22 protein-coding genes are annotated in these 24,750 nt (G+C 64.9%); 13 read left to right on the top strand and 9 right to left on the bottom strand.

The genetic code is table 11. The features are described 5' to 3' along the window. The first annotated feature begins 54 nt into the window (after positions 1–54). From QNM97_RS23960 to QNM97_RS23935, 6 genes are all read left to right on the top strand, one after another. Entirely contained in the window at positions 55–273 is a 219-nt protein-coding gene (locus tag QNM97_RS23960) for a hypothetical protein (protein ID WP_283820628.1), read from the top strand. A gap of 324 nt (positions 274–597) precedes the next feature. Beyond that, positions 598–1,191 carry an RNA polymerase sigma factor SigM gene (sigM, locus tag QNM97_RS23955; RefSeq protein WP_283820627.1) on the top strand — a complete coding sequence of 198 codons (594 nt, stop codon included), beginning with the start codon at positions 598–600 and terminating at the stop codon, positions 1,189–1,191. A 205-nt stretch (positions 1,192–1,396) separates the two neighbouring features. Further along, on the top strand, positions 1,397–2,155 hold the full coding sequence (locus QNM97_RS23950) for an RsmA family anti-sigma factor (protein ID WP_283820626.1): 759 nt from the start codon (positions 1,397–1,399) through the stop codon (positions 2,153–2,155). A 165-nt stretch (positions 2,156–2,320) separates the two neighbouring features. Continuing rightward, complete coding sequence (gene trxB / locus QNM97_RS23945) at positions 2,321–3,316, top strand: thioredoxin-disulfide reductase (RefSeq protein WP_208793413.1); 996 nt, start codon at positions 2,321–2,323, stop codon at positions 3,314–3,316. Between the two features lie 70 nt (positions 3,317–3,386). After that, positions 3,387–3,725, top strand: coding sequence for a thioredoxin (trxA, locus tag QNM97_RS23940; RefSeq protein WP_208793414.1), 339 nt, complete (start codon positions 3,387–3,389; stop codon positions 3,723–3,725). 210 nt (positions 3,726–3,935) lie between these two features. Next, positions 3,936–5,096: an N-acetylmuramoyl-L-alanine amidase gene (locus QNM97_RS23935; RefSeq protein WP_208793415.1), complete on the top strand. Its 1,161-nt coding sequence runs from the start codon at positions 3,936–3,938 to the stop codon at positions 5,094–5,096. 58 nt (positions 5,097–5,154) lie between these two features. Here QNM97_RS23935 and QNM97_RS23930 read toward each other — a convergent pair whose 3' ends face one another. From QNM97_RS23930 to rpmH, 9 genes are all read right to left on the bottom strand, one after another. Next, complete coding sequence (locus QNM97_RS23930; RefSeq protein ID WP_283820625.1) at positions 5,155–5,988, bottom strand: hypothetical protein; 834 nt, start codon at positions 5,986–5,988, stop codon at positions 5,155–5,157. Positions 5,989–6,152: 164 nt separating this feature from the next. After that, complete coding sequence (locus QNM97_RS23925; protein ID WP_283820624.1) at positions 6,153–7,244, bottom strand: ParB/RepB/Spo0J family partition protein; 1,092 nt, start codon at positions 7,242–7,244, stop codon at positions 6,153–6,155. 72 nt (positions 7,245–7,316) lie between these two features. After that, the gene (locus QNM97_RS23920) at positions 7,317–8,231 is read right to left on the bottom strand and encodes a ParA family protein (RefSeq protein WP_244332875.1); all 915 of its coding nucleotides are present in this window, start codon (positions 8,229–8,231) and stop codon (positions 7,317–7,319) included. Between the two features lie 171 nt (positions 8,232–8,402). Then, complete coding sequence (gene rsmG, locus QNM97_RS23915) at positions 8,403–9,152, bottom strand: 16S rRNA (guanine(527)-N(7))-methyltransferase RsmG (RefSeq protein WP_283820623.1); 750 nt, start codon at positions 9,150–9,152, stop codon at positions 8,403–8,405. A gap of 214 nt (positions 9,153–9,366) precedes the next feature. Next, a complete protein-coding gene (locus tag QNM97_RS23910; RefSeq protein WP_283820622.1) occupies positions 9,367–10,107 on the bottom strand; it encodes a Jag family protein in 741 nt (246 codons plus the stop codon). An 85-nt stretch (positions 10,108–10,192) separates the two neighbouring features. Further along, positions 10,193–11,539: a membrane protein insertase YidC gene (gene yidC / locus QNM97_RS23905; RefSeq protein WP_283820621.1), complete on the bottom strand. Its 1,347-nt coding sequence runs from the start codon at positions 11,537–11,539 to the stop codon at positions 10,193–10,195. Positions 11,540–11,542: 3 nt separating this feature from the next. Continuing rightward, the gene (yidD, locus tag QNM97_RS23900; protein WP_283820620.1) at positions 11,543–12,022 is read right to left on the bottom strand and encodes a membrane protein insertion efficiency factor YidD; all 480 of its coding nucleotides are present in this window, start codon (positions 12,020–12,022) and stop codon (positions 11,543–11,545) included. Next, entirely contained in the window at positions 12,019–12,456 is a 438-nt protein-coding gene (gene rnpA, locus QNM97_RS23895) for a ribonuclease P protein component (protein ID WP_283820619.1), read from the bottom strand. The genes yidD and rnpA overlap by 4 nt, the downstream gene beginning before the upstream one ends. Before the next feature lie 55 nt (positions 12,457–12,511). Beyond that, a complete protein-coding gene (gene rpmH, locus QNM97_RS23890; RefSeq protein WP_006368615.1) occupies positions 12,512–12,655 on the bottom strand; it encodes a 50S ribosomal protein L34 in 144 nt (47 codons plus the stop codon). Between the two features lie 619 nt (positions 12,656–13,274). Between rpmH and dnaA the strand changes: the two genes are divergently transcribed. The 7 genes from dnaA (at position 13,275) to gyrA (ending at position 24,675) form a co-directional block, all read left to right on the top strand. Then, positions 13,275–14,945, top strand: a complete 1,671-nt coding sequence (dnaA, locus tag QNM97_RS23885; protein WP_283820618.1) for a chromosomal replication initiator protein DnaA — start codon at positions 13,275–13,277, stop codon at positions 14,943–14,945. A gap of 667 nt (positions 14,946–15,612) precedes the next feature. After that, positions 15,613–16,803, top strand: coding sequence for a DNA polymerase III subunit beta (gene dnaN, locus QNM97_RS23880; protein ID WP_208793424.1), 1,191 nt, complete (start codon positions 15,613–15,615; stop codon positions 16,801–16,803). Between the two features lie 85 nt (positions 16,804–16,888). Then, complete coding sequence (gene gnd, locus QNM97_RS23875) at positions 16,889–17,821, top strand: phosphogluconate dehydrogenase (NAD(+)-dependent, decarboxylating) (protein ID WP_283820617.1); 933 nt, start codon at positions 16,889–16,891, stop codon at positions 17,819–17,821. 2 nt (positions 17,822–17,823) lie between these two features. After that, a complete protein-coding gene (recF, locus tag QNM97_RS23870) occupies positions 17,824–19,092 on the top strand; it encodes a DNA replication/repair protein RecF (protein WP_283820616.1) in 1,269 nt (422 codons plus the stop codon). Next, complete coding sequence (locus tag QNM97_RS23865) at positions 19,089–19,694, top strand: DUF721 family protein (protein WP_283820615.1); 606 nt, start codon at positions 19,089–19,091, stop codon at positions 19,692–19,694. Before recF ends, QNM97_RS23865 begins: the two co-directional genes overlap by 4 nt. Positions 19,695–20,059: 365 nt before the next feature. Then, the gene (gene gyrB / locus QNM97_RS23860) at positions 20,060–22,138 is read left to right on the top strand and encodes a DNA topoisomerase (ATP-hydrolyzing) subunit B (RefSeq protein WP_283820614.1); all 2,079 of its coding nucleotides are present in this window, start codon (positions 20,060–20,062) and stop codon (positions 22,136–22,138) included. 47 nt (positions 22,139–22,185) lie between these two features. Beyond that, positions 22,186–24,675, top strand: coding sequence for a DNA gyrase subunit A (gene gyrA, locus QNM97_RS23855; protein ID WP_283820613.1), 2,490 nt, complete (start codon positions 22,186–22,188; stop codon positions 24,673–24,675). Positions 24,676–24,750: the final 75 nt, after the last annotated feature.

Here is a 24,750-nt window from a genome sequence, read left to right as displayed (position 1 = left end):
ACGGAGCGTCTGATCGAGCAACGGGCTTTGATCTGCACTCTGGGGGGAGCACAAATGCGGACTTTCTTTCTCTACCGTCACGTGGACGTATCCGGGGTGACCGGTACCGGTGTGGTCGCCGAGGGCGTCGAATTCACCGACGGAAGCGTCGCGATCCACTGGGTGGCCGGCGAACACCGCTCGACCGCGGTGTGGGACGGGATCGCCGACGTCGAGGCCGTCCACGGTCATGACGGTGCGTCAACGATTCAGTGGACGACGTCGTCCCGGTAGCGATCTCGGGTGAGTCTCCGCGTCGACCGCTTGGGCTGCGCCGCAGGCACTCCCGTCGGTTGTGCACCAGGTGAATCAACTCGAGGACACCACCCTCGAGGACACCGCCCACGGTGTTGCATTCGGTCACGGGGACCGATGAACCAGGCGAGCGGGGTGAGATCTGCTACTCGATCGATCCGCGCCAGCATGCGGGAATCGTCGGCAAGTAGAAATCGATACCATCGCCGCGGTTGAGCCAGGTCTCCCCACCGCTGTGCGGGTTGTCCACAAGCACCGCATTACGACTATCCCGACACACGCGCGCCCACTACGCTCGATCCCATGTCCGGGGGGACCCACTCGCCACACGGCGACACACGCAACGACGAGCAACTGCTCGCTGCGCACACCCATGGCGATCCCACGGCCTTCACCACACTCATCACCCGGCACCACACCTACCTGTGGAACGTCGCCCTACGCACCACCCGAAACCCCGACGATGCCGCCGACGCCCTGCAAGAGGCACTGCTGTCGGCTCACCGCACCGCAGGTTCCTTTCGCGCCGAGGCACGCGTATCGAGCTGGTTGCATCGCATCGTGGTCAATGCGTCGCTGGATCGGTTGCGGCGCAACGCAGCTCGCCGCACGGTGCCGCTACCGGAGTTCGACACGGCGGTGCTCACCGATCACACCGACGACTATCAGCGCGTCGACCTGACCGAGACGATCTCTCGAGCGCTCGATGAGCTGCCGTCCGGTCAGCGGGCGGCGGTCCTCGCACTCGACGTCGAGGGGTACTCCATCTCGGAGGCCGCACAATTACTCGGCGTGCCCGAGGGCACGATCAAGAGTCGGAGCTCACGGGGACGGCTGCGCCTGGCCAAGCTGCTCGGGCATCTGCGTCACGAGTCACTGCACGACGGGTCGGAGTGAGACCGGCCGTGAACATTGCTGCGAACGCAGTGGAACACCTGGAGGTCCTGCTGCGTCCAATACTTCATGGGTCCCATCACCACCGGGTTCCCACCGGGCACGGGCTCGCCGCACCGGCCGGTGACGATTCGATCGGGGAGAACGACATGATCTTCGCGTCCCACGACGCGACGCAGGCAAGCGACACGACACGAGCGGAGCGCCGATGACCGACGACCACGCGCGCTCTGCAGACACACCACGCTTTCCGGATCCTCCCTATTCCGTGGATCTGCTGTCCGATCTCGATGCCGGCGTGCTCGAGCCCGATGTTGCCGCACACATCCGTTCCCGGCTCGCCGACGACCCCGGCGCTCGAGAGGTCCTCGCGGCACTGGAGAGTCTGCGCACCGATCTGCGCGACCTCCCGGTACCCCGGGAACCCGTGCCCGAGTGGGTCGACGCGCGCACGCAGCAGACGCTCGCCCGAATCGCCGCCGAGGTCGGTGGCGGAAGTGACGTCACACCGCTCGCGCGTCGACGGCCGCTGCGCTCGGCCCCACAGGCGGTGGCGCTGCTCTCGGTCGCCGCAGCGGTCCTGGTTGCCGTCATCGTGGGGGTCGTCCTGGTGAGCCACTCGGCCCGTCCCGACGCCCCCTCGAACCGTGTGCAGGCCGACGGCACCCCCGCGAGTTCGTCCGTTGCGTCCGGCGCAGCGGGTGCAGCTGCGGCGCTGTCGGTGCTCGGCCGAACCGACGGTGCACCATTCGCCTCGATGGCCGCGCTACGCCGGTGCACTGCGGCCAATGGTGTCTCCGCCGACACCCCGGTACTGGGGTCCGGGCCGGTGACCATCAACGGCGCCGGACAGGTGGTGATCCTGCTGGGTACCGGGATCGCCGGCCGCTTCCTGGCGCTCGTCGTCGGCCCCGAGTGTGATTCGGACAATCCGGCCACGATCTCCCGCACGATCATCGGGGGATGAGCCTGGCGAGATGACCTCGGTATATCGTTCGTCAACCATGCGGCGCAATCCCCGGATCGTGCGTCGTGGGGCCGACACGTCGGGGAACATGTCCGCATACCCTTGTGTTGAATGCCAGGTACGCGCCGCTCACCGAGCCGGCGCGTCGATGACACGGAGGACGAATTGACCCAGTCAGACAACCAGCAGATCCACGAGCTGATCATCGTCGGATCCGGGCCTGCCGGTTACACCGCGGCGGTGTATGCGGCTCGCGCCGAACTCGCCCCGCTCGTCTTCGAGGGAACACAGTTCGGCGGCGCTCTGATGACGACCACCGAGGTGGAGAACTTCCCGGGCTTCCAGAACGGCATCCAGGGTCCGGCGCTGATGGACGAGATGCGCGAACAGGCGATCCGCTTCGGCGCCGATCTCCGCATGGAGGACGTCGACGAACTCCGGCTCGACGGCGAGATCAAGGAGGTCGTGGCCTCCGGTGAGACCCACCGCGCTCGCGCGGTCATCCTCGCGATGGGTGCCGCCGCGCGGTACCTCGGTATCGAAGGCGAGCAGGAGTTGCTCGGGCGCGGCGTCTCGGCGTGCGCGACCTGCGACGGCTTCTTCTTCAAGGACCAGGACATCGCGGTCATCGGCGGCGGTGACTCGGCGATGGAGGAGGCCACATTCCTCACCAAGTTCGCACGCTCGGTGACGCTGATCCACCGCCGAGAGGAATTCCGGGCCTCGCGCATCATGCTCGACCGCGCCCGCAACAACGACAAGATCCGCTTCGTCACCAATTCGGCGGTCAAGTCCGTCATCGGCGACGGGTCGGTCACGGGCCTCGAACTGATCGACACCCGCAGCGGTGACACCCAGACCGTCGACGTGACCGGCATGTTCGTCGCCATCGGTCACGACCCGCGTAGCGAACTCGTTCGCGGGCAGGTCGACCTCGATTCGGACGGGTACGTCCAGGTCCAGGGCCGGACCACCTACACGTCGCTGCCCGGGGTGTTCGCGGCGGGCGACCTCGTCGACCACACCTATCGGCAGGCCATCACCGCAGCGGGCAGCGGATGCTCGGCGGCGATCGACGCCGAGCGGTGGCTGGCCGAACAGGGCGACATCGACCCCACACCCGTCGAGGCCGACGTGCTGGTCGTCGACGCGCACAGCTGATCGGCCGCACTCACCACCTCGGTGTGCGAACCCTCATACATACCCGGACTCATCACAGGAGGAAATCACCATGGGAGCAAATACCGTCGCCGTCACCGACGCCACGTTCAAGGACGCCGTACTCGGCTCCGACAAGCCGGTGCTCGTCGACTTCTGGGCCACCTGGTGCGGACCGTGCCGCATGGTGGCGCCGGTCCTCGAAGAGATCGCCGACGCACACGGCGACAAGCTGACCGTCGCGAAGCTCGACGTCGATGCGAACCCGGCGACCGCCCGTGACTTCCAGATCATGTCGATCCCGACGCTGATCCTGTTCGAGGACGGAAAGCCCACCAAGACCATCGTCGGCGCAAAGGGCAAGGCCGCATTGCTGCGTGAGCTCGATTCGGTGGTCGGCACCAACGCCTGACACCGATCAGATGGCGTATGACAGGCATCGTCACCGACGTTCCCGCTGGTGACGGTGCCTGTCGCTACATTGTGACCTGATCCGGTTTGGCCCACATCGGCCGAACTGAAAGAATGCTCGTGGTTCTGCCGAGTGCGTTTCCGTGAGTACCGGCGTCGAATCGCGATCCGCACGGACACTGACTGTTCGTCGCGACCAAGGAGTCTGAAGATGCCACAATTCCGACTGGGTGATCAGGGCTCGGCAGTCGCCGAAATCCGTTCGATCCTCGCCGGACAAGGTCTCCTCAGCACTTCTCACGGCCGGCACGCCGCCGAGGCCGACACGCAGGGTGACACTTTCGACGCCGACACCGACCAGGCTGTGCGCGCTTTCCAGCAGCAGCGCGGCCTCATCGTGGACGGCATCGTGGGACCCGCCACGTACCGCGCCCTGCGCGAGGCCTCTTATCAGCTCGGTGCACGGGTTCTCGCGTTCCGGTTCTCCGCGCCGATGGTCGGCGACGACGTCGCTCAGCTACAGAACCGCCTACAGAATCTCGGCTATTACACTGCGCTGGTCGACGGGGTCTTCGGCGAAACCACCCACAACGCGGTCTGCCTCTACCAGAGCGAATACGGGCTCTTCGCCGACGGAATCTGCGGTCCCGCCACCCTTCGTTCTCTCGAACGCCTCGGCACCCGGGTGACCGGCGGATCGCCGCTCGCCATCCGCGAAGAAGAGCACGTTCGTCGTTCGGGTCCCCGACTGTCCGGCAAGCGCATTGTGATCGATCCGGGATCCGGTGGGCTGCACGACCTTTCGACCGGTGATCTCGCCGACACCGAGAGTCGCCTGCTGTGGGATCTCGCTGCCCGCCTCGAGGGGCGGATGGCGGCCGCAGGCATGGAGACCTTTTTGTCACATGACGGCAAGGGACGGCCCACCGACGAGGAACGCGCCCGGGTCGCGAATATGATCGACGCCGACGTCATGATCTCGCTGAGAGTCGGGCACTACCCGAACCCGGCGGCAAACGGCGTGGCCGCCTTCTACTTCGGCAACAGTCACGGGTCCTTCTCCACGATCGGGCGCAACCTGGCCGGCTTCGTCCAACGCGAGGTCGCCGCGCGCACCCCGTTGACCGATTGCCGCACTCACGAACGCACGTGGGAATTGCTGCGACTCACCAGAATGCCGGTCATCATCCTCGACGTCGGATACATCACCAATCCGGACGATGCTCGGGTCCTCGAGGACGCCGATTACCGCAACGTCATCGCGGAGGCCATCCTCGTCGCGGTCAAGCGACTCTATCTGCTCGGCGACGACGATCGCCCGACCGGGACCTATACCTTCGCGGATCTTCTTGCCGCCGAAGAGATCTCCTGATACGTCGCGGTAAATCACCGCGGCACTTGGCTTTTCGCGGCGGTCTCGAGCCTAGAGTCTAGAGTCGCCGGCCAACCGGGGCGAAGGTGCGTTCCCTCCCCGTCATGTCGATCGCCGCCATCACCACCAGTTTCTCCAGAGCTCCCTCGACCTCCGACTTCCACCCCAAGCCTTCGTCGAGTTCCAACCGCAGGCGGGGGAAGCGGGCATGGGACGCAACGACGTCGAATCCCGAGGCTTTCAAGAAGGCGGCGTCGAGAAGACATCGAGTGCACAGGTCGGGCTGCGGGTTATCGAGAATCTCACGTGCGACGCTGACGATCTCTTCGTCCGACCATTCACTGATGTCGCGCATCCCCGGAGTCGCGTCAGGCGTCGGGTTCCGTCGCGCAGTGTCACCGCGGACCAATCCGAATGCCTCGACCGCGCGAACACCGCGACGCATGAGGTCGACGAGCACCGCATCGAGTAGGGGAGTGGCCACCTCTTCGTAACCGGGCTCCACCTGGATGGAGGTGAGGAGGATGGCGTCCGCGCTCACCGGCGACGTCGGGAACAGTCGAGATCGTGGAACACGACCGGGCGGGGCATAGAACGCCGTGCCGACGATCACCCCGGTTGTCGGATCGGTGGCGAGCTGCCCGCACGCTCCCCACTCCAGGAGTACCGAGGAGATCCACGCTTCCTTGTCGAACTCGCTCTCGAAGGGAGCGCGCGCCACACTGCGACCCATGATCTCGCCGCGACCCTCAGCTCCGGCAGGCCCCACCGACTCGGGCCGATCCAGCGGGCCGGCCATACTGGGTTCGACTTCCCAGAACACGCACCGACGCGCATGCGGAGGTAGTGACTCGAACGACTCGAGAGTCAGCCGCGAGACCACCGGTTCCATGTCAGCTCATCCGTCCCATTGCCACACTGCCGTCGGAAAACGCAGAAAATTCGAAACCACTTGTGCTGTAACGAGATTCGATGCTCATCGATGAGCGTTCACGTTGTTGCGTCACAGTGACGTTACTCCCGAGGGTGGTTGGTCGTGGAAAATCGTCGGCGAAATCACCTACCCGGATCGATCTCTCCGACGATTCGTTGAAGGTCGTCCACCGAACCGAATTCGACGACGATCTTGCCTTTTCGTTTACCCAAGCTGACCGTCACACGTGTGTCCAGTCGATCCGACAGGCGTTCGGCAAGGTCTTGGAGGCCCGGCATCTGCATCGGTTTGCGCTTGGTGGTCGGCGAGGGCGTCGCCGATCCGCCGTCGCGGTTCTCGAGGGTGACCGCTTCTTCGGTTGCGCGCACCGACAGTCCCTCGGCCACGATGCGCGCCGCCAACGCTTCCTGAGCGTCGCTTCCCGTCTCCAGGGACAACAGGGCGCGAGCATGTCCGGCCGACAGAACCCCGGCCGCGACGCGTCTCTGGACCGGAATGGGTAGCTTCAGCAGCCGAATCATGTTGGTGATCACCGGTCGCGAGCGGCCGAGTCGGGCGGCCAACTCCTCGTGTGTCACGTCGAACTCTTCGAGAAGCTGTTGATACGCGGCCGCCTCTTCGAGCGGATTCAACTGCGCGCGGTGAATGTTCTCCAGAAGTGCGTCTCGGAGCATGTCACTATCGGGCGTCTCCCGAACGATCGCCGGGATCGCATCGAGGCCGGCCTCTTGGCTGGCTCGCCACCGACGTTCACCCATGACGATCTGGAACTCGACACCGTCAGTGGTGGGTGCGGGCAACTTGCGAACCACGATCGGCTGCATGAGGCCGAACTCGCGGATCGAGTGAATCAGCTCGTTCAGCGCATCCTCGTCGAAGACGGTTCGCGGCTGATGCGGGTTGGGCTGGATGAGCTTCGGTGGGATCTCTCGGTACACCGCGCCTACTTCGTCGGGTGTACCGATCAGAGCCGGGGGAGCGGATGCGCCCCGCGTGCCGGCACCGTTGCCTGTCGCCGCAGCGCTCTGCGCGCCCGGCGTGCGAACCGACGACGCTGCCGAACCCCCACCATTTCCGGTGCCGATCACGACGTCTGCAGCAGCAGCTCCGAGTTTCGGAGCGGTCGGATCCTCGTCGGTGGGACCGGTCGGGATCAACGCCGCCAAACCGCGGCCGAGTCCACCACGTCGGTGTGCGGTCTCTTTCTGACTCACTGGATTCCTCTCGGGCAAGGCGGGCCGAAAATCTTGGCTGGCTGTTCAGTATCGGTCTGTATCAGGCGGGGATCAGGGCGCCGTGTCGGCGCGCATCGCGAGCTCACGAGCAGCGTCGAGGTAGCTCATTGATCCACGTGAACCCGGGTCGTATTCGATGATCGTCATGCCGTATCCGGGTGCCTCGGAGACCTTGACGCTTCTCGGGATGATCGTGGACAAGACCTTCTCGCCGAAGTGGCGGCGGACCTCCTCTGCCACCTGGTCGGCAAGCTTCGTGCGGCCGTCATACATGGTGAGAAGAATCGTGGACACGTGGAGCTCTTTGTTGAGATGCGCCTGCACCAACTCGATGTTGCGGAGCAGCTGCCCGACACCCTCGAGTGCGTAGTACTCGCACTGGATGGGGATGAGCACTTCGCGCGCCGCGACCATCGCGTTGACGGTCAGCAGACCGAGTGACGGCGGGCAGTCGATGAAGACGTAGTCGAAGCCGAAGTCCGCCATCGCCTCGTCGTTCAGCGCATTCCGAAGGCGGTTCTCTCGTGCGACGAGTGACACCAACTCGATCTCGGCACCGGCGAGGTCGAGTGTTGCGGGGACACAGAAGAGGTTCTCGTTGCTCGGGCTCTGTTTGATCGCCTCTCGGACCCCGACTTCTCCGAGGAGGAGCTCGTACACCGAGGCGATATCAGGCGCACGATGATCGATTCCGAGCGCGGTACTGGCGTTGCCCTGGGGATCGAGATCTACGACAAGTACACGGAGTCCGTGGACAGCCAGACCCGCTGCGAGGTTGACCGCGGTCGTCGTTTTTCCGACACCGCCCTTCTGATTGGCAACCGTCAGGACTCGGGTCTCCCGCGGGCGGGGGAGCCGTCCTGCCGCACCGGGGGTCAGCACCTGGCTGGCTCGGGCGGCCGCGGCGGCGATGGGTGTGTCGTCCAACGATGCCTCCAAGGCCGTCGAAGTAGCGGGCGAGGGAATGCGAGGGCCCGAGGCGCTCTTGCTCGGAGAGACGGTTTCACGTGAAACGTTGCGATCTTGCTGGACCACGCGAGGACTCCTTCGACCGTCCAATGGGGTGTCATCACCAGAGATCTCCGAGCCACTTGATGACGCCCTTCTATTCTGCGCCCTGCGACCGATCCGCACCAATTACCTCCCTGACCCACGAGAGTCCGATCGGCTGCGCCGATCAGCCCGTTTCTTCTTGGATGACTGCGACCCGCTGACACGATCATTTCGGACGCCTACGACAACCGTAGTCGGTGGTTCGATCACGCCGACACCACACTGGCGCACCTCGAGATCCATCAGACCCCGCCGTGCCACAGACGTGCGGTCCCGGTCGATCTCGTCGGGCGCTGACGACCCCTTGATCGCCACCAGCCGGCCACCGGGCCGGATCAGCGGAGCTGACCAAGCCGCCAAACGGTCGAGCGGCGCGACTGCGCGCGACGTCACCACGTCGGCAAGCCCCACCTCGTCACGTACTGCTCGTTCCTCGGCGCGACCCCTGACGACAGTGACTTCCAGTCCTAGGGATGCGACCACTTCTTCCAGAAATGTCGTTCGCCGCAATAGAGGCTCGACGAGCGTGATGCGGAGATCAGGTCGCGCCAACGCCAGTGGGATGCCCGGTAGCCCGGCGCCGCTGCCAATATCGATGACGTACTCACCGTCGGCGATCACCTCACCGAGAACCCCACAATTCACGATGTGTCGATCCCACAAGCGCGGTACTTCCCGCGGCCCGATCAGGCCCCGTGTAATGCCGTCGGTCGCGAGCATCTCCCGATACCGGATCGCGAGTTCGAGCCGCTCCTTGAACACCGCGTGGGCCGATGGGGGAGGGGAGGGGTCCGCGCCGCTGTCGGGTGCTGCACTGTCGCTCGCATGTTTCACGTGAAATGTGATCCTTCCGTTTGTGTGCCCCGCGCGGATGTTCCACGTGAAACACAGCCCTACGTCCGCACAGAGGTCAGGCTGCAAGAACTACACGTATGTAATTCGAGGGCCCAGAAATGACGAAGTCCCGGCGGTAACCGGGACTTCGTTCGTACCGACCTCATGGTCGACCACCTGAACGCCGAGGGGCGCCGGGCGCCTCGGCCGATCGTCAGTCGACCTTGATGACGACGACCTTACGCTTGGGCTCAACGCCCTCACTCTCGCTGATGACGCCATCCACAGCCGCGACAGCGTCATGCACAATCTTCCGCTCGAACGGGGTCATCGGTTCCAGCGCCTCGCGGCCGCCACTGTCACGAACTCGCTCAGCGACCTCGGTGCCGAGACGCGCGAGCCGATCGCGGCGGTCGGCGCGCCACCGCGCGATATCGAGCATGAGCCGACTACGGTCACCGGTCACCTGCTGGACCGCGAGACGCGTCAACTCCTGCAGCGCGTCAAGAACCTCACCCTTACGGCCGACGAGCTTGGCAAGATCGTCACCGCCGTCGATACTCACGACCGCACGGTCGCCGTCGACGTCGAGATCGATGTCGCCGTCGAAGTCCAACACATCCAGAAGCTGCTCGAGATAGTCACCGGCGATCTCGCCTTCTTCGAAGAGACGGTCACCCTCGTCTTCAGCACCCTCGTCTTCAGCACCCTCGTCTTCAGCACCCTCGTCTTCAGCGCTCTCATCTTCAGCACCCTCGTCTTCAGCACCCTCGTCTGCCGAATCATCACCAGCCGTCGCTTCCGACTCGCTCACTTCGGGTTCCGTGACGTCTGCTTCCGTGACGTCGGGTTCGGTCACAGGAGACTCGGTCGCAGATGACACGGTCGTAGAAGACTCGGTCACTTCGGGTTCCGTCACATCTGATTCGCCATGCGTCGCGGTCTCAGCTGTCATCTCGGTTCCACCTTCTTACTCGTACTTGTGATGTCTGGCGCGGTCGCCGGCAGACCCGGCCCGCATGGGGGTTACTCCTGGCGATTCAGCGCCGGCCGCCTTTACGGCCGCCGCGCTTTCCGCCTTTCTTCGACCCCTGATTCTTTGGTCTGGCTCCCGAGCCTCCGGAAGTCTGTGCCGCAGGTTTCTGTCCCGGCTTCGGTTTGGCAGGTGCAGACCCGTTCGTCGCGGACGAGGAAACGCCACCTAACTCACTCGACTCGGACTCGGCGGCAGCGGGGGATGCCGGAGCACTACTCGCCTTCGCACTACTCGCCTTCGCACTACTCGCCTTCGCACCGCCGGCCCCACCGATCCCGAGCCCCTTGGTGAGTCGATCCATCAGCGATGCGCTCTTGGTGCTGTCCGTCGTACTCGCGGACTTCTCGTCCACGGCCTCGGTCTTCTCGAGGTCGGTCTTCTCGAGGTCCACACCGTTGTCCGACCCTTGGCCGTCGCCGAGTTTCTTGCTGCGGTCCGGCTTGGCCCCGGGTTTGGGAGCGTTCGCCTTGAGCTTCTCCTGCTTGGCCAGTCGGGCCTTTTCTTCTTCTTGGGCGATGCGGCCGAAGACGAGGTGCTGCTGTCCGTAGGTCCAGACGTTGTTACTCATCCAGTACAGGAGGATCGCGACGGGGAAGAAGGCGCCGGTGACCAAGATGCCGAGCGGGAAGATGTACAGGGCAAGCATGTTCATCATGCGAGTCTGCGGGTTCTCGAGCGCGGCTTCTGGTTGGCGTGCGACCGACGCACGAGAGTTCATGTGGGTGGCGATGGACGCGATGATCATCATCGGGATGACGACGATGGCGATATCGACTCGAGTGAAGTCGATCGGCTGCCCCGGCTGGACGAACGCCGCCCACTCGGTCTTGGGCTCGGTGATGAACGACGACAGCGGCACCCCGAACAGACGGGCGTCGAGGAAGTTCTGCACCTGATCGACGTTGAAGATGTAGTTGCCGACCGACCGTGTCTCTTCGGGCGACATACCGAGTTGGCCCATGCCGTGCGCAGTCCGGTTGAACGACCGCAGCACGTGGAACAGGCCGATGAACACCGGGACCTGCAGAAGCATCGGGAGGCAGCCGAGCAGGGGATTGAACCCGTGCTCCTTCTGCAGCTTCTGCATCTCCTCGGTCATCTTGACCCGGTCCTTGGCGTACTTCTTCCGGATCGCCTGCAGCTGAGGGTTGATCTCCTGCATCTTCTTCGTGGTGCGGATCTGCTTCACGAAGGGCTTGTAGAGAATGGCACGCAGGGTGAACACCAGGAACACCACCGACAGTGCCCAGGCGACACCGTTACCTCCGGGAGAGTTCGGCGTGATGAAGTCGAACAGCCAGTGCCAGAACCACATGATCGCGGATACCGGCCAATAGATGAAGTTCAGCACGGGTCAGCTATCCCTCACTTCCATAGATGCGCGTACGCCGTCGTCGGCGATGCGATACGGCGTTTCCACCGCGTCCGATTGAGAAAGGTCCGATTGAGAAAGGTCTCCGGGGGCGACGTCGCTCTGAGCGCCATCACCCCGGGCCGCCCGCGGGGAGACCGGCGGATGCCGGAAACCGCGTTCGGGAACAGGGTCGTAGCCGGGCTTGTGCCACGGTCCGCACTTCAGCAGCCGGAGCACCGCCAGCGCACCGCCGTGGAAGAACCCGTGCCGGGTCAATGCCTCGACGGCGTAGGCCGAGCAGGTCGGCTCGAACCGGCATGTCGGCAGTCGCATCGGCGACACCCAGGTGCGATACAGCTCGATGACAAAGATGAGCGCGCGCCGCGGGAACAAATGGATCCATCGCATGACCCGAGTTGACCGCGAGTCCTCGATGTCGGTGGGCGAGGAGGAGTGGGGGAGGGTCTCGACATCGGTCATGCCGACACCCCGGTGCCGGCGACCTGGACCCCTGCGGAACGCGCTGCAAGCTCGCGAACACGCTTGCGTCCCATCACTTCTCGCAACTGATCGGCCAGTTCATCACTGGAGCGATGTGCGGCGCCCGGGAGTGCGCGGACGACGACGAAGGTCTCGGTGGCGGGAACTCTGACGCGGCTGTCGCGGAAGGCGGCACGTAGTCGTCGGGCCACACGATGCCGGACAACTGCGGGACCGACGGACTTGCTGACGATCAGACCCAGCCATGGCCCACCGGTCATCGCGACCTGGGTACGACGTCCGGACGGATCCGGCCACACCGACGGCACCACGGCGACGCTGACCACAAGATCACGCGTCGAGGTCCGCACACCGCGTTTCAGCGTGCGGGAGAAGTCGGATCCACGAGAGATCCCATGTTGGGCCGACATCATCGAACAACACGAAGCCGGCCGGACTTGTGGTCACGACCGGCAGCGCAGATCGAGATCAGGCCGTGAGCTTCGCGCGGCCCTTGCTGCGACGGCTGTTGACGATGGCACGACCCGCACGGGTGCGCATACGCAGCCGGAAGCCGTGTACGCGTGCGCGACGACGATTGTTGGGCTGGAAAGTCCGCTTTCCCTTGGCCACGGTGACTCCTTGTGCTCGGTGACATGGGCACGCCGATGACTCGCGTTCCCACATCCTGTGGTGGTCTCTGCTTATCCTGACGCGGTGCCGGACTAGTGCCGGGGTGGCGTCCCCCTCACCGACGCCGAGTACTCGACGACGCTGCTGATGACGTGATCCACCGCAAATCCGCAACCTGGATGACCAGTCGAGAGTACGGGAGTGGACCCGGCCAAATCAAACGAGCGCCGATCCCCCAGGCCAGCCCCACGCGTTCCCCCGATCGGAGGATCGTCGGCTGCTTTCCTTTGTCGACGCCCGATCCGGTCTGTTACGGTTTCGCCAGGCACGTCCCATTGCCGCCGGTCACGTCACATCGACGGTATCCGGTGACCACGACCCGCGGCGCCGCTCCTCCATCTCCTTTTATTCACAGATGTGGATAAGTGTGTGGACAAGTCCGCCCGACCCCGCCAAGGTGGTATCCGTCCACCCCCGACCGGCACCTGCCGATGCTGGTAGTTTCGTCGGGGCGGAAGCCGGTAGGGCACGCCGCCGGCCTTCGCAGCTCTGATGGGGAGCGGTCGTCGACGAAAAAGCAGGCGTCGATGGTGAGCAGGCGTCGAGCAGGAGGGTCAGAGTGACTTCGGATCGCGACTCCTTCGGCGAGGTCTGGAAGCAGGTTGTCGCCGAACTCAATGATGATGCCGCCCATCACGAACCGCTCAGCCGCCAGCAGAAGGCATGGTTGTCACTGGTTCAGCCGCTGACGCTGGCCGAGGGCTTCGCCCTGTTGGCCGTTCCGACGCCACTGGTCCAGGAACAGATCGAACGCAATCTGCGTGACACGATCCGCACGACGTTGAGTCGTCATCTCGGCCAGCCCGTTGACCTCGGGGTGCGGACGGCCACGCCTGCGCCGCTCGAGGAGACACCGGATCCGGCCACCGCCGATTCGGTGGGCCCCGGTCCCTCCACCGAGCCGGTTCCCTTGTCTCCCACGGCATTCGATGATTCCGGACCCATCCGTACGTTCGGCCCGTCCGTGCCCGGCCGGCCGTCACCCGACGGGTCGGGGCCGTTGCCGGGGCAGGGTTTCGCGGGCCGAGAGCACCGAGCACCGTCGGATTCGTTCCCCCACCCGACACCGATGGGCGCCGGCTACTCCGGCGCCGCCGATTCGACCGGTCAGGGGGCGCCGAACGCGAACCCCGGCGCCGAGTGGTCGTCGTATTTCGCCGAGCGACCCACCACCTCCACCGCGTCCACGTCGGGAACGCCGGTCAGTCTGAACCCGAAGTACACCTTCGACACGTTCGTGATCGGCGCGTCCAACCGTTTCGCGCACGCCTCGGCCGTCGCCGTCGCCGAGGCACCCGCTCGCGCCTACAACCCGTTGTTCATCTGGGGCGAGTCGGGACTCGGCAAGACTCACCTGCTGCATGCCGCGGGCCACTACGCCCAGCGTCTGTTCCCGGGTATGCGCGTCAAGTACGTCTCGACCGAGGAATTCACCAACGACTTCATCAACTCCCTGCGTGACGATCGTCGAGTCGCGTTCAAACGCCGCTATCGCGATGTCGACGTCCTTCTCGTCGACGACATCCAGTTCCTGATCGGCAAGGAAGGTATCCAGGAAGAGTTCTTCCATACCTTCAACACCCTGCACAACACCAGCAAGCAGATCGTCATCTCGTCCGATCGCCCGCCGAAACAGCTTGCAACGCTTGAGGATCGGCTCCGTACTCGATTCGAGTGGGGCTTGATCACCGACGTGCAGCCACCGGATCTGGAGACCCGGATCGCGATCCTTCGCAAGAAGGCCCAGATGGACAACATCGCGGTCCCCGACGACGTGCTCGAGTTGATCGCGTCGAAGATCGAACGTAACATCCGCGAGCTCGAGGGTGCCCTCATCCGGGTCACGGCGTTCGCGTCGCTGAACAACACCGAGCTGGACAAGTCCTTGGCCGACGTCGTGCTGCAGGCGTTGTTGCCGAACTCCGGGACCATCGAGATCAGCGCCGCAGGCATCCTCGCGATCACCGCCGAGTACTTCGACATCTCCGTCGACGAACTCCGTGGCCCGGGCAAGACGCGAGCAATCGCCCAGGCGCGGCAGATCTCGATGTATCTGTGCCGTGAGCTCACCGACCTCTCCCTGCCAAAGATCGGAGAGACCTTCGACCGCGACCACACCACGGTCATGTACGCCGAACGCAAGATCCGTAAGGAAATGGCCGAGCGGCGCAAGGTCTATGACCACGTGCAGGAACTCACCGCACGCATCAAACAGCGCGCCGACCGCTGACCCCGGCCGCCGGTACGCAGTCGCTGTACCCGGTCGCCGGTCTTCAGTCGCTCGTCTTCAGTCACCGGTCTTCGGTTGCCGGGCACGCACGCGCCGGGCTACACCGATGACGTATCCGCGCCAACTCTCAACTCACACGCGAGCCTTCTGTGGTTCCGACGCGCCGTCCTCACCCACGGGTCTCCGAGCTCTCGACGTCGGAAATCCGTGCCCGTCACCCTGTGGATGGACCTTGGGATCGACCGCGCAGATATGTGCATCGAAGGTGGACAGGAATCGAACAACACCCGTCATCCACATCAACCGCACCGCACCTCCACGGCTCATCCCACGGCTGTGCACACCCCAATCAGGTACATGGCCTGGTCAAACAGCACGATCTCCACAGGATCCACAGCGCCTATGACTATTGTTGATCTCTCTTTAAAGAAATCTCTTTTGAAGAAGGATGTGTGTACACACCCACTGCGGGGTCCGCGTGGACATCGCCGATTCGCGGCGTGGCGACTTGACCCCAACCGCCCACCCACACGCCTCGTCGTTCTAGAGTGGGAATTCCCGATTCGCTCCGAAGCGCGCACACACGCCGCTCGAGCGCATCCATGCCGGCCCGAACACCGACCCCGCAAGCAACCAAGGCAGACGAGAGAAGGGCGCATCCCCAGTTATGAAGTTTCGTGTCGCGCGCGACGAGTTCTCCGATTCGGTTGCCTGGGTTGCCCGAAGCCTGCCGTCCCGCCCGCCGGTGCCGGTTCTCGGCTGCGTCGTCCTGGAGGCTCCCGATGAAACCGGATCCGACGCCAACGCCGGTCTGACGATCTCCGGTTTCGACTACGAGGTCTCCGCGCAGGAATCGATCGCCGCGGAGATCGCCGAACCGGGCAAGGTCCTGGTCTCGGGCCGCCTGCTCGCCGACATCACCCGGGCGCTGCCCAACAAGCCCGTCGATGTCACGCTCGACGGATCCCGGGTGGCCATCGCCTGCGGTAGCGCGAAGTTCTCGCTGCCGACGATGCCGGTCGAGGATTACCCGCAGTTGCCCGACGTGCCCGCGGTCACCGGATCCATCCCGGCCGACCGGTTCGCCGAGGCGGTGTCGCAGGTCGCGATCGCCGCCGGCCGTGATGACACGCTGCCCATGCTCACCGGCGTCCGCGTCGAGATCGAGGGCAACACCGTCGTACTCGCCGCCACCGACAGATTCCGACTGGCCGTGCGCGAGCTGGAGTGGGATCCCACTCAACCCGATGTCAGCGGAGCGGTTCTGGTGCCCGCCAAAACTCTCTCGGAGAGCGCGAAGACCGCAGGTGCCGAGGGCACCGGAGCGGTGCGCCTGGCCTTCGGATCCGGCGACGCCATCGGATCCGAGGGCATCCTGGGTATCCTCGGCGAGTCGAAGCAGACCACCACGCGCCTGCTCGATGCCGAGTTCCCCAAGTTCCGTCAGCTGCTGCCCGCCGCGCACACTGCGGTCGCGACCGTCGAGAGCGGACCGCTCATCGAGGCGATCAAACGTGTTGCCCTGGTGGCCGAGCGCGGAGCACAGGTGCGGATGGAGTTCACCGAGGGATCGGTGCTGCTGACCGCCGGCGGCGACGAGGCGGGCAAGGCCGAGGAAGAGCTCCCCGTCGAGTTTCGCGGTGAGCCGCTGACGATCGCGTTCAACCCCGGATATCTGCAGGACGGCTTGTCGGCGATCAACGCCAAGTCGGTCGATTTCGGGTTCACCACGCCCAGCCGTCCGGCGGTGCTGCGGGTGTCGACGGGAGATGAGCCGGTCGCCGACGAGTCCGGGGCCTTCGTCGCTCCGGACAGCGCCTTCAGCTATCTGCTGATGCCGGTCCGCCTGCCGGGCTGACCGGTTCGCCTTCTCAGAAGACGTTCCTACACAGCGGTTTCCACATCAGAAGCGGATCGCCACCACCACCTTCGAGAGGATCGCGATGCAGCTGGGACTTGTCGGTCTGGGGAAGATGGGTGCCAACATGCGCACCCGTATCGTCGGCGCCGGGCACGAGGTGATCGGCTACGACCCGCGACCCGAGGTCTCCGACGTCAAGACCCTCGCCGATCTGGTGGGCGCACTCGACGCGCCCCGCGTGATCTGGGTGATGGTGCCCTCCGGCGACCCGACGCGGACCACCGTCGCGTCACTCGCCGAGGAGTTGTCGGCCGGCGACATCGTCATCGACGGAGGAAACTCGCGCTACACCGACGACTTCGAGCACGCAAAACTCTTGCAAGCCAAGGGAATCGGATATATCGACTGCGGTGTGTCCGGCGGCGTGTGGGGTCTGGAGAACGGCTACGGTCTGATGGCCGGCGGTGCCGACGCCGATGTCGCACGCGTCATGCCGATCTTCGACGCCCTGCGACCGGAGGGCGAACGCGCCGACGGCTTCGTGCACGCCGGACCGGTGGGCGCCGGTCACTACGCGAAAATGGTGCACAACGGTATCGAGTACGGCCTGATGCACGCCTACGGCGAGGGTTATGAGCTGCTCTCGGCCGAACCCTTGATCACCGATGTCGAAGGCACCCTGCGGGCCTGGACCCATGGCACGGTGATCCGGTCGTGGCTGCTCGACCTGCTCGTGCGCGCGCTACAGGAGGATCCGGGGCTGGAAGCGATCTCGGATTACACCACCGATTCGGGCGAGGGTCGCTGGACCGTCGAGGAGGCCATCCGGCACTCGGTTCCGGCCAATGTCATCTCGGCCGCACTGTTCGCCCGGTTCGCCTCCCGCCAGGACGGATCCCCGGCACTCAAGGCGGTCTCGGCTCTGCGAAATCAGTTCGGCGGGCACGCAGTTCGCGACACCACGGGCCGCTCGGTGGGGGAGACCGGCTCGCCGCCGGACACCTCGGCGGGCTAGTCGTGTTCGTTCGCGAACTGCATCTGCGTGACTTTCGCTCGTGGCCGCGGGTGGACGTGGAACTCGGGCCGGGATCGGTGATCATCACCGGCCGCAACGGCTTCGGTAAGACCAATCTGATCGAGGCGCTGTTCTATCTGGCCACCCTGCGATCGCATCGGGTCAGCACCGACGCACCGCTGGTGCGTTCGTCGGCGGCGTCGGCATTGGTGACCGCGACCGTCGAGAACGCCGGCCGTGAACTGACCGCGTCCTTGCAGATCAACGCCGAGGGCTCCAACAAGGCGTGGCTCAACACCGCACCCCAGCGCAGGCCGCGCGACATCCTCGGCGTCCTGCGTGCGGTGCTGTTCGCCCCCGAGGATCTGCTCCTCGTGCGCGGCGATCCCGGTGACCGCCGCCGCTTCGTCGATGAGCTTGTCGCACAACAGGGTCCACGATTCGCCGCGGCGCGCTCGGACTACGACAAGGTGTTGCGGCAACGTTCTGCGCTGTTGAAGACCGCCGGCGCAGCCATGCGGCGTGGTGGATCCGACGCCGACTCGGTGATCTCGACGCTCGACGTCTGGGACGCCCAGCTCGCGGCTCTCGGCGGACAGGTGACCGCCGCACGGATCGATGTCCTCGGCGATCTCGAACCACATTTCGCCGGATCGTATTCGGCGATCGCGCCGCACTCGCGGCCGGCGACGCTGCGGTATCGGCCCAGTGTCGGCGACGAGATCGTGCCTGCGGCAGGAGAATCCGCCGACCCGGAGGCCATCGAGGCGGCGCTGTTGACCCGGCTCGGCCAGATCCGCGGCAAGGAGATCGAGCGCGGGTTGTCCCTGGTGGGACCGCACCGTGACGACGTCGATCTCGTTCTCGGTACCGATGTGGCGAAAGGCTTTGCCAGCCACGGGGAATCGTGGTCGATCGCCCTCGCGCTGCGACTCGGATCGGTGGAGCTCACCAGGGCCGAGGGGATCGAACCGGTGATCATGCTCGACGACGTGTTCGCCGAACTCGACGCTGCCCGACGTCGCAAGCTTGCCGAGTTCACCGAGGGTGCGGAACAACTGATCATCACCGCGGCCGTCGCCGAGGACATTCCCGACGGAGTGGGCGGTCGGCGGATCGCGGTGAACATGATCGAGGAGGACGGGGTCCGGCACTCGGTCGTCGTGCCGGATCCGCTCGTCTCGGAAGCCGAGGGGTCAGGACTTGAGGTGTCAGAGCCTGAGGTGCGAGAGCCTGAGGTGTCGGACCCGCCGGGGAGACTGACGTCATGACCGATCAGCCCGACACAGGAGCACCTGACACGGGAGCACCCGACACGGACTCACCGGCGACCGGTTCCGTGGCGCCGGCCGACGGACTCACCGGCTACGAGCGTGCGCGGCGCGCATTGGAGGAGGCGAGGGCCTCGGCTCGCGCCGCCGGCAAGTCGGTCGGTCAGGGTCGCGCGTCGCCACCGCGGCGACGATCCGGCGTGCATCAGGGTGGTCGTCGGCGGTGGTCGGGATCTGGTCCGGACGCGCGGGATCCGCAGCCCTTCGGACGGCTCGTCGGTGGACTGGCCCGTGAACGCGGTTGGCAACCGCGCATCGCCGAGGGCACCTTGTTCGGCATGTGGGAGCAGATCGTCGGTGCCGACATCTCCGCCCATGCCACACCGATATCGTTGCGCGACAACGTCTTATACGTCCAGGCCGAGTCCACGGCGTGGGCGACGCAGCTGCGGTACGTGCAGGCACAGATCCTCGCCAAGATCGCCGCGGCGATCGGCGACGGGATGGTCACGTCACTGAAGATCACCGGACCCAAGGGTCCGTCGTGGCGCAAGGGGGAGCGGCACGTGCGTGGGCGTGGACCCCGCGACACCTACGGATGACCCGGTGATCTCGGCGGCTCGGGGACCTCGTCGGGCCGCGGCGTGACGCGCTACTCCACCCCACCGACAGTTTTCCGCGTCACGTCGACTCTGAGGCATATTTCATCCTCAGACCACGACCGGACCGGCAGATGCCGGAGAAAATCGGTCTGTGTGCAAATCAGCGGTACCAGATGTGGGTTTCTGACTGACTGAGGCAGTACAATGAATTGAGAGTTGTCCCGACAGGGGGATCAGCCGCCCGCGATGGCAGCGGTGACAGCGGACGATCACGTCCGACCACAGCATGTCGTGCGGGCACTTTTGTGCTGGTCATCTCATGACCGTCGGGTCGAAATCGATCAGAACAGGAGCGGACGCACCTCGTGGCCGACAGCAGTGACAAGACCGGTGGTTCGGGATCGAAGAAGCCCCGGAAGAAGCCGTCCGAGTACGGTGCCGAATCGATCAGCATCCTCGAGGGTCTCGAGGCGGTGCGCAAGCGGCCCGGTATGTACATCGGGTCCACCGGCGAACGTGGCCTTCATCACCTCATCTGGGAGGTCGTCGACAACTCCGTCGACGAGGCGATGGCCGGATTCGCCAGCAAGGTCGACGTCACCCTGCTCGAGGACGGTGGCGTCGAGGTCGTCGACGACGGTCGAGGCATCCCGGTCGGCATGCACGCAACCGGTGTGCCCACCGTCGAGGTCGTCCTGACCCAGCTGCACGCCGGCGGCAAGTTCGACTCGGATTCCTATGCCGTCTCCGGTGGTCTGCACGGTGTTGGTATCTCCGTGGTGAATGCGCTGTCGACCAAGGTCGAGGTCGAGATCGATGTCGACGGTTTCCACTGGTCGGAGACCTTCACCGATTCCAAGCCGGATGGCCTGATCAAGGGTGAACCCACCCGCAAGACGGGCACCACGGTGCGGTTCTGGCCGGACGCGTCGATCTTCACCGAGACGACCTCGTTCAACGCCGAGACCGTCGCGCGTCGACTGCAGGAGATGGCCTTCCTCAACAAGGGCCTCACGATCACCCTCACCGACCGGCGACCCAAGGCGGTCGAGGCGCCCGGTGACCCGAATGCCGAGGGCGAGGAGGGCACCACCGAGACCGCCGAACAGGTGAAGTCCGACGAGGAAAAGGCCGCTGCCGCAGGGAAACCCAAGACCCGGACCTACCATTACCCGGATGGCCTGGTCGATTACATCAAGCACCTCAACCGCACCAAGCATCCGATCCACAAGTCTGTCGTCGGTTTCACCGGCAAGGGCACCGGCCACGAGGTCGAGGTCGCGATGCAGTGGAACGACGGTTACTCCGAGTCGGTGCACACCTTCGCCAACACCATCAACACCCACGAGGGCGGTACGCATGAAGAAGGCTTCCGCGCGGCGCTGACACGAGTGGTGAACTCCTATGCGCGAGACAAGAAGTTGCTCAAGGAGAAGGATTCCAACCTCACCGGCGACGACATCCGCGAGGGTCTGGCGGCGGTGATCTCGGTCAAGGTCTCCGACCCACAGTTCGAGGGCCAGACCAAGACCAAGCTCGGCAACACCGAGGTGAAGAGCTTCGTCCAGAAGGCTTCCGGTGAACACCTCGAGCACTGGTTCGAGGCCAATCCGGCCGAGGCCAAGATCATCATCAACAAGGCCGTCGATTCCGCTCATGCGCGTATGGCCGCCCGCAAGGCACGAGACCTGGTGCGCCGCAAGAGCGCCACCGACATCGGTGGACTGCCCGGCAAGCTCGCCGACTGCCGCAGCAACGACCCGTCCAAGTGCGAGATCTACCTCGTGGAGGGCGACTCGGCCGGCGGTTCGGCCAAGACCGGACGCGACTCGATGTACCAGGCGATCCTGCCGTTGCGCGGCAAGATCATCAACGTCGAGAAGGCCCGTATCGACCGCGTCCTCAAGAACGCCGAGGTCCAGTCGATCATCACTGCCTTCGGTACCGGCATCCACGACGAGTTCGACCTGGCCAAGCTGCGCTATCACAAGATCGTGCTGATGGCCGACGCCGACGTCGACGGACAGCACATCTCGACGCTGCTGTTGACCCTGCTGTTCCGGTTCATGCGCCCGCTGATCGAACACGGGCACGTCTATCTGGCCCAGCCGCCGCTCTACAAACTCAAGTGGCAGAAGGGCGCCGAGGCCGAGTACGCCTACACCGACCGTGAGCGTGATGCCATGATCAAGGTCGGCCTCGAGGCCGGTAAGAAGATCAACACCGACGACGGCATCCAGCGCTACAAGGGCCTCGGTGAGATGAACCCCAGCGAGTTGTGGGAGACCACCATGGATCCGGCCACCCGCACACTGCGCCAGGTCACCCTCGACGACGCCGCCGCTGCCGACGAGCTGTTCTCGGTGCTGATGGGCGAGGACGTCGTCGCGCGCCGCAGTTTCATCGCCCGCAACGCGAAAGACGTTCGCTTCCTTGATGTCTGACGTCGCGCACCATGCCTGACCGGACACCACATCTGTGAGGATTTTTCATGACTGACACCACCCTCCCGCCCGCCGGCGGGGAAGGCGATCGCGTCGAACCGGTCGATCTCGGCCAGGAGATGCAGAACAGCTACATCGATTACGCGATGAGCGTGATCGTCGGCCGCGCGCTGCCCGAGGTCCGTGACGGCCTCAAACCCGTGCACCGTCGCCTGCTCTACGCGTCCTTCGACGCCGGTTTCCGCCCCGACCGCAGCTATGTGAAGTCGGCGAAACCCGTTGCCGAGACCATGGGTAATTATCATCCGCACGGCGACTCGGCGATCTACGACGCGTTGGTGCGTCTGGCTCAGCCGTGGTCGATGCGCTACCCGCTGATCGACGGTCAGGGTAACTTCGGCTCCCGCGGCAACGACGGGCCGGCCGCCATGCGCTACACCGAGGCACGGCTCACCCCGTTGGCCATGGAGATGTTGCGCGACATCGACAAGGACACCGTCGATTTCACGCCCAACTACGACGGCAAGACCAACGAACCCACGGTCTTGCCCGCGCGGATCCCGAACCTGCTGATCAACGGTTCCGGCGGTATCGCCGTCGGTATGGCCACCAACATCCCGCCGCACAACCTCACCGAGGTGGCCGAGGCGATCTTCTGGGCGCTGGAGAACCACGAGGCCGATGACGAGACGACCCTGGACGCCTGCATGGAGCGGATCAAGGGCCCGGATTTCCCGACGGCCGGCCTCATCGTCGGTGGTCAGGGCATCAAGGATGCCTACACCACCGGCCGCGGGTCGATCCGTATGCGCGGGGTGACCGCGATCGAGGAGGCCAAGGGCGGTGCCACGCAGATCGTGATCACCGAGTTGCCCTACCAGGTCAACCCGGACAACATGATCCAGTCCATCGCCGAGCAGGTCAACGAGGGAAAACTCAAGGGCATCAGCAAGATCGAGGATCACTCCTCCGATCGTGTCGGCCTGCGGATCGTGGTCACCCTGCGTCGTGACGCGGTGGCCAAGGTCGTCCTGAACAACCTGTACAAGCACAGCCAGCTGCAGACCAGCTTCGGTGCCAACATGCTCTCGATCGTCGACGGGGTGCCCCGCACCCTGCGCCTCGATCAGATGATCCGCTACTACGTCGCCCACCAGATCGACGTCATCGTGCGGCGCACCCGCTACCTGTTGCGCAAGGCCGAGGAACGCGCCCACATCTTGCGCGGTCTGGTGAAAGCCCTTGACGCCCTTGATGAAGTGATCGCGTTGATCCGTGCGTCGGCCAACACCGACGAAGCCCGCACCGGGTTGATGGACTTGCTCGAGATCGACGAGATCCAGGCCGATGCCATCCTCGCCATGCAGCTGCGTCGACTGTCGGCGCTGGAGCGGCAGAAGATCATCGACGAGTTGGACGAGATCGAACGCGAGATCGCCGACTACAAGGACATTCTCGACAAGCCCGAGCGTCAGCGTTCGATCGTGCGGGATGAGCTCCGGGAGGTCGTCGAGAAGTTCGGCGACGAGCGTCGGACCCAGATCATCGCTGCCGACGGTGACGTCGCCGACGAGGATCTGATCGCCCGCGAGGACGTCGTCGTCACCATCACCGAGACCGGCTACGCCAAGCGCACCAAGACCGACCTGTATCGCAGTCAGCGACGCGGCGGCAAGGGCGTGCAGGGGGCAGGGCTCAAACAGGACGACATCGTCGCGCACTTCTTCGTGTGCTCGACGCATGACTGGATCCTGTTCTTCACCACCAAGGGTCGCGTCTACCGCGCCAAGGCCTATGAGCTCCCCGAGGCCAACCGCACCGCACGCGGCCAGCATGTCGCGAATCTCCTTGCGTTCCAACCGGAAGAACGCATCGCCCAGGTCATCCAAATCAAGACCTACACCGACGCACCGTATCTCGTGCTCGCCACCCGCAACGGCCTGGTGAAGAAGTCCAAGCTCGAAGACTTCGACTCCAACCGGTCCGGTGGTATCGCCGCGATCAACCTGCGCGGCGAGGACGAGCTCGTCGGCGCCCAATTGTGCAGTGCCGATGACGATCTGCTGCTCGTCAGCCGCAAGGGGCAGTCGATCCGCTTCCACGCCGACGACGAGGCGCTGCGCCCGATGGGCCGGCAGACCTCGGGCGTGCAGGGCATGCGCTTCAACGCCGACGACGAGTTGCTGTCGTTGAATGTCGTGCGCGAGGGCACCTACCTGCTGGTGGCGACCTCCGGCGGTTACGCCAAGCGCACCGGCATGGACGACTACCCGGTGCAGGGGCGTGGCGGCAAGGGCGTGCTGACCATTCAGCACGACAAGCGCCGTGGCACGTTGATCGGCGCGCTCATCGTCGACGACGACTCCGAGCTCTATGCGATCACCTCCGGGGGCGGTGTCATCCGCACCGCGGCCCGTCAGGTCCGCAAGGCCGGACGCCAGACCAAGGGTGTGCGCCTGATGAACCTCGACGAGGGCACGACGCTGCTGGCCATCGCCCGCAACGCCGACGAGCCGGATCCGGAACCGACCGCCTGATCCGACGCCCGGACAGGCATTCCGGACACACGCACGAGCCACGACGCCATTGCAGCGTCGTGGCTCGTCTTGTGT

Source organism: Gordonia sp. L191 (assembly GCF_030077625.1).
Taxonomy (GTDB): Bacteria; Actinomycetota; Actinomycetes; order Mycobacteriales; family Mycobacteriaceae; genus Gordonia; species Gordonia polyisoprenivorans_A.
This window is presented reverse-complemented; position numbering and strand designations above follow the sequence as displayed.

What these genes read in the sequence shown, in the direction of transcription:
- QNM97_RS23960 (WP_283820628.1), top strand. Translation starts at nt 55, where the DNA reads ATGCGGACTTTCTTTCTCTACCGTCACGTGGACGTATCCGGGGTGACC.
- sigM (WP_283820627.1), top strand. Translation starts at nt 598, where the DNA reads ATGTCCGGGGGGACCCACTCGCCACACGGCGACACACGCAACGACGAG.
- QNM97_RS23950 (WP_283820626.1), top strand. Translation starts at nt 1,397, where the DNA reads ATGACCGACGACCACGCGCGCTCTGCAGACACACCACGCTTTCCGGAT.
- trxA (WP_208793414.1), top strand. Translation starts at nt 3,387, where the DNA reads ATGGGAGCAAATACCGTCGCCGTCACCGACGCCACGTTCAAGGACGCC.
- QNM97_RS23935 (WP_208793415.1), top strand. Translation starts at nt 3,936, where the DNA reads ATGCCACAATTCCGACTGGGTGATCAGGGCTCGGCAGTCGCCGAAATC.
- QNM97_RS23930 (WP_283820625.1), bottom strand. Translation starts at nt 5,988, where the DNA reads ATGGAACCGGTGGTCTCGCGGCTGACTCTCGAGTCGTTCGAGTCACTA.
- QNM97_RS23910 (WP_283820622.1), bottom strand. Translation starts at nt 10,107, where the DNA reads ATGACAGCTGAGACCGCGACGCATGGCGAATCAGATGTGACGGAACCC.
- yidD (WP_283820620.1), bottom strand. Translation starts at nt 12,022, where the DNA reads ATGACCGATGTCGAGACCCTCCCCCACTCCTCCTCGCCCACCGACATC.
- rnpA (WP_283820619.1), bottom strand. Translation starts at nt 12,456, where the DNA reads ATGATGTCGGCCCAACATGGGATCTCTCGTGGATCCGACTTCTCCCGC.
- dnaN (WP_208793424.1), top strand. Translation starts at nt 15,613, where the DNA reads ATGAAGTTTCGTGTCGCGCGCGACGAGTTCTCCGATTCGGTTGCCTGG.
- gnd (WP_283820617.1), top strand. Translation starts at nt 16,889, where the DNA reads ATGCAGCTGGGACTTGTCGGTCTGGGGAAGATGGGTGCCAACATGCGC.
- QNM97_RS23865 (WP_283820615.1), top strand. Translation starts at nt 19,089, where the DNA reads ATGACCGATCAGCCCGACACAGGAGCACCTGACACGGGAGCACCCGAC.
- gyrA (WP_283820613.1), top strand. Translation starts at nt 22,186, where the DNA reads ATGACTGACACCACCCTCCCGCCCGCCGGCGGGGAAGGCGATCGCGTC.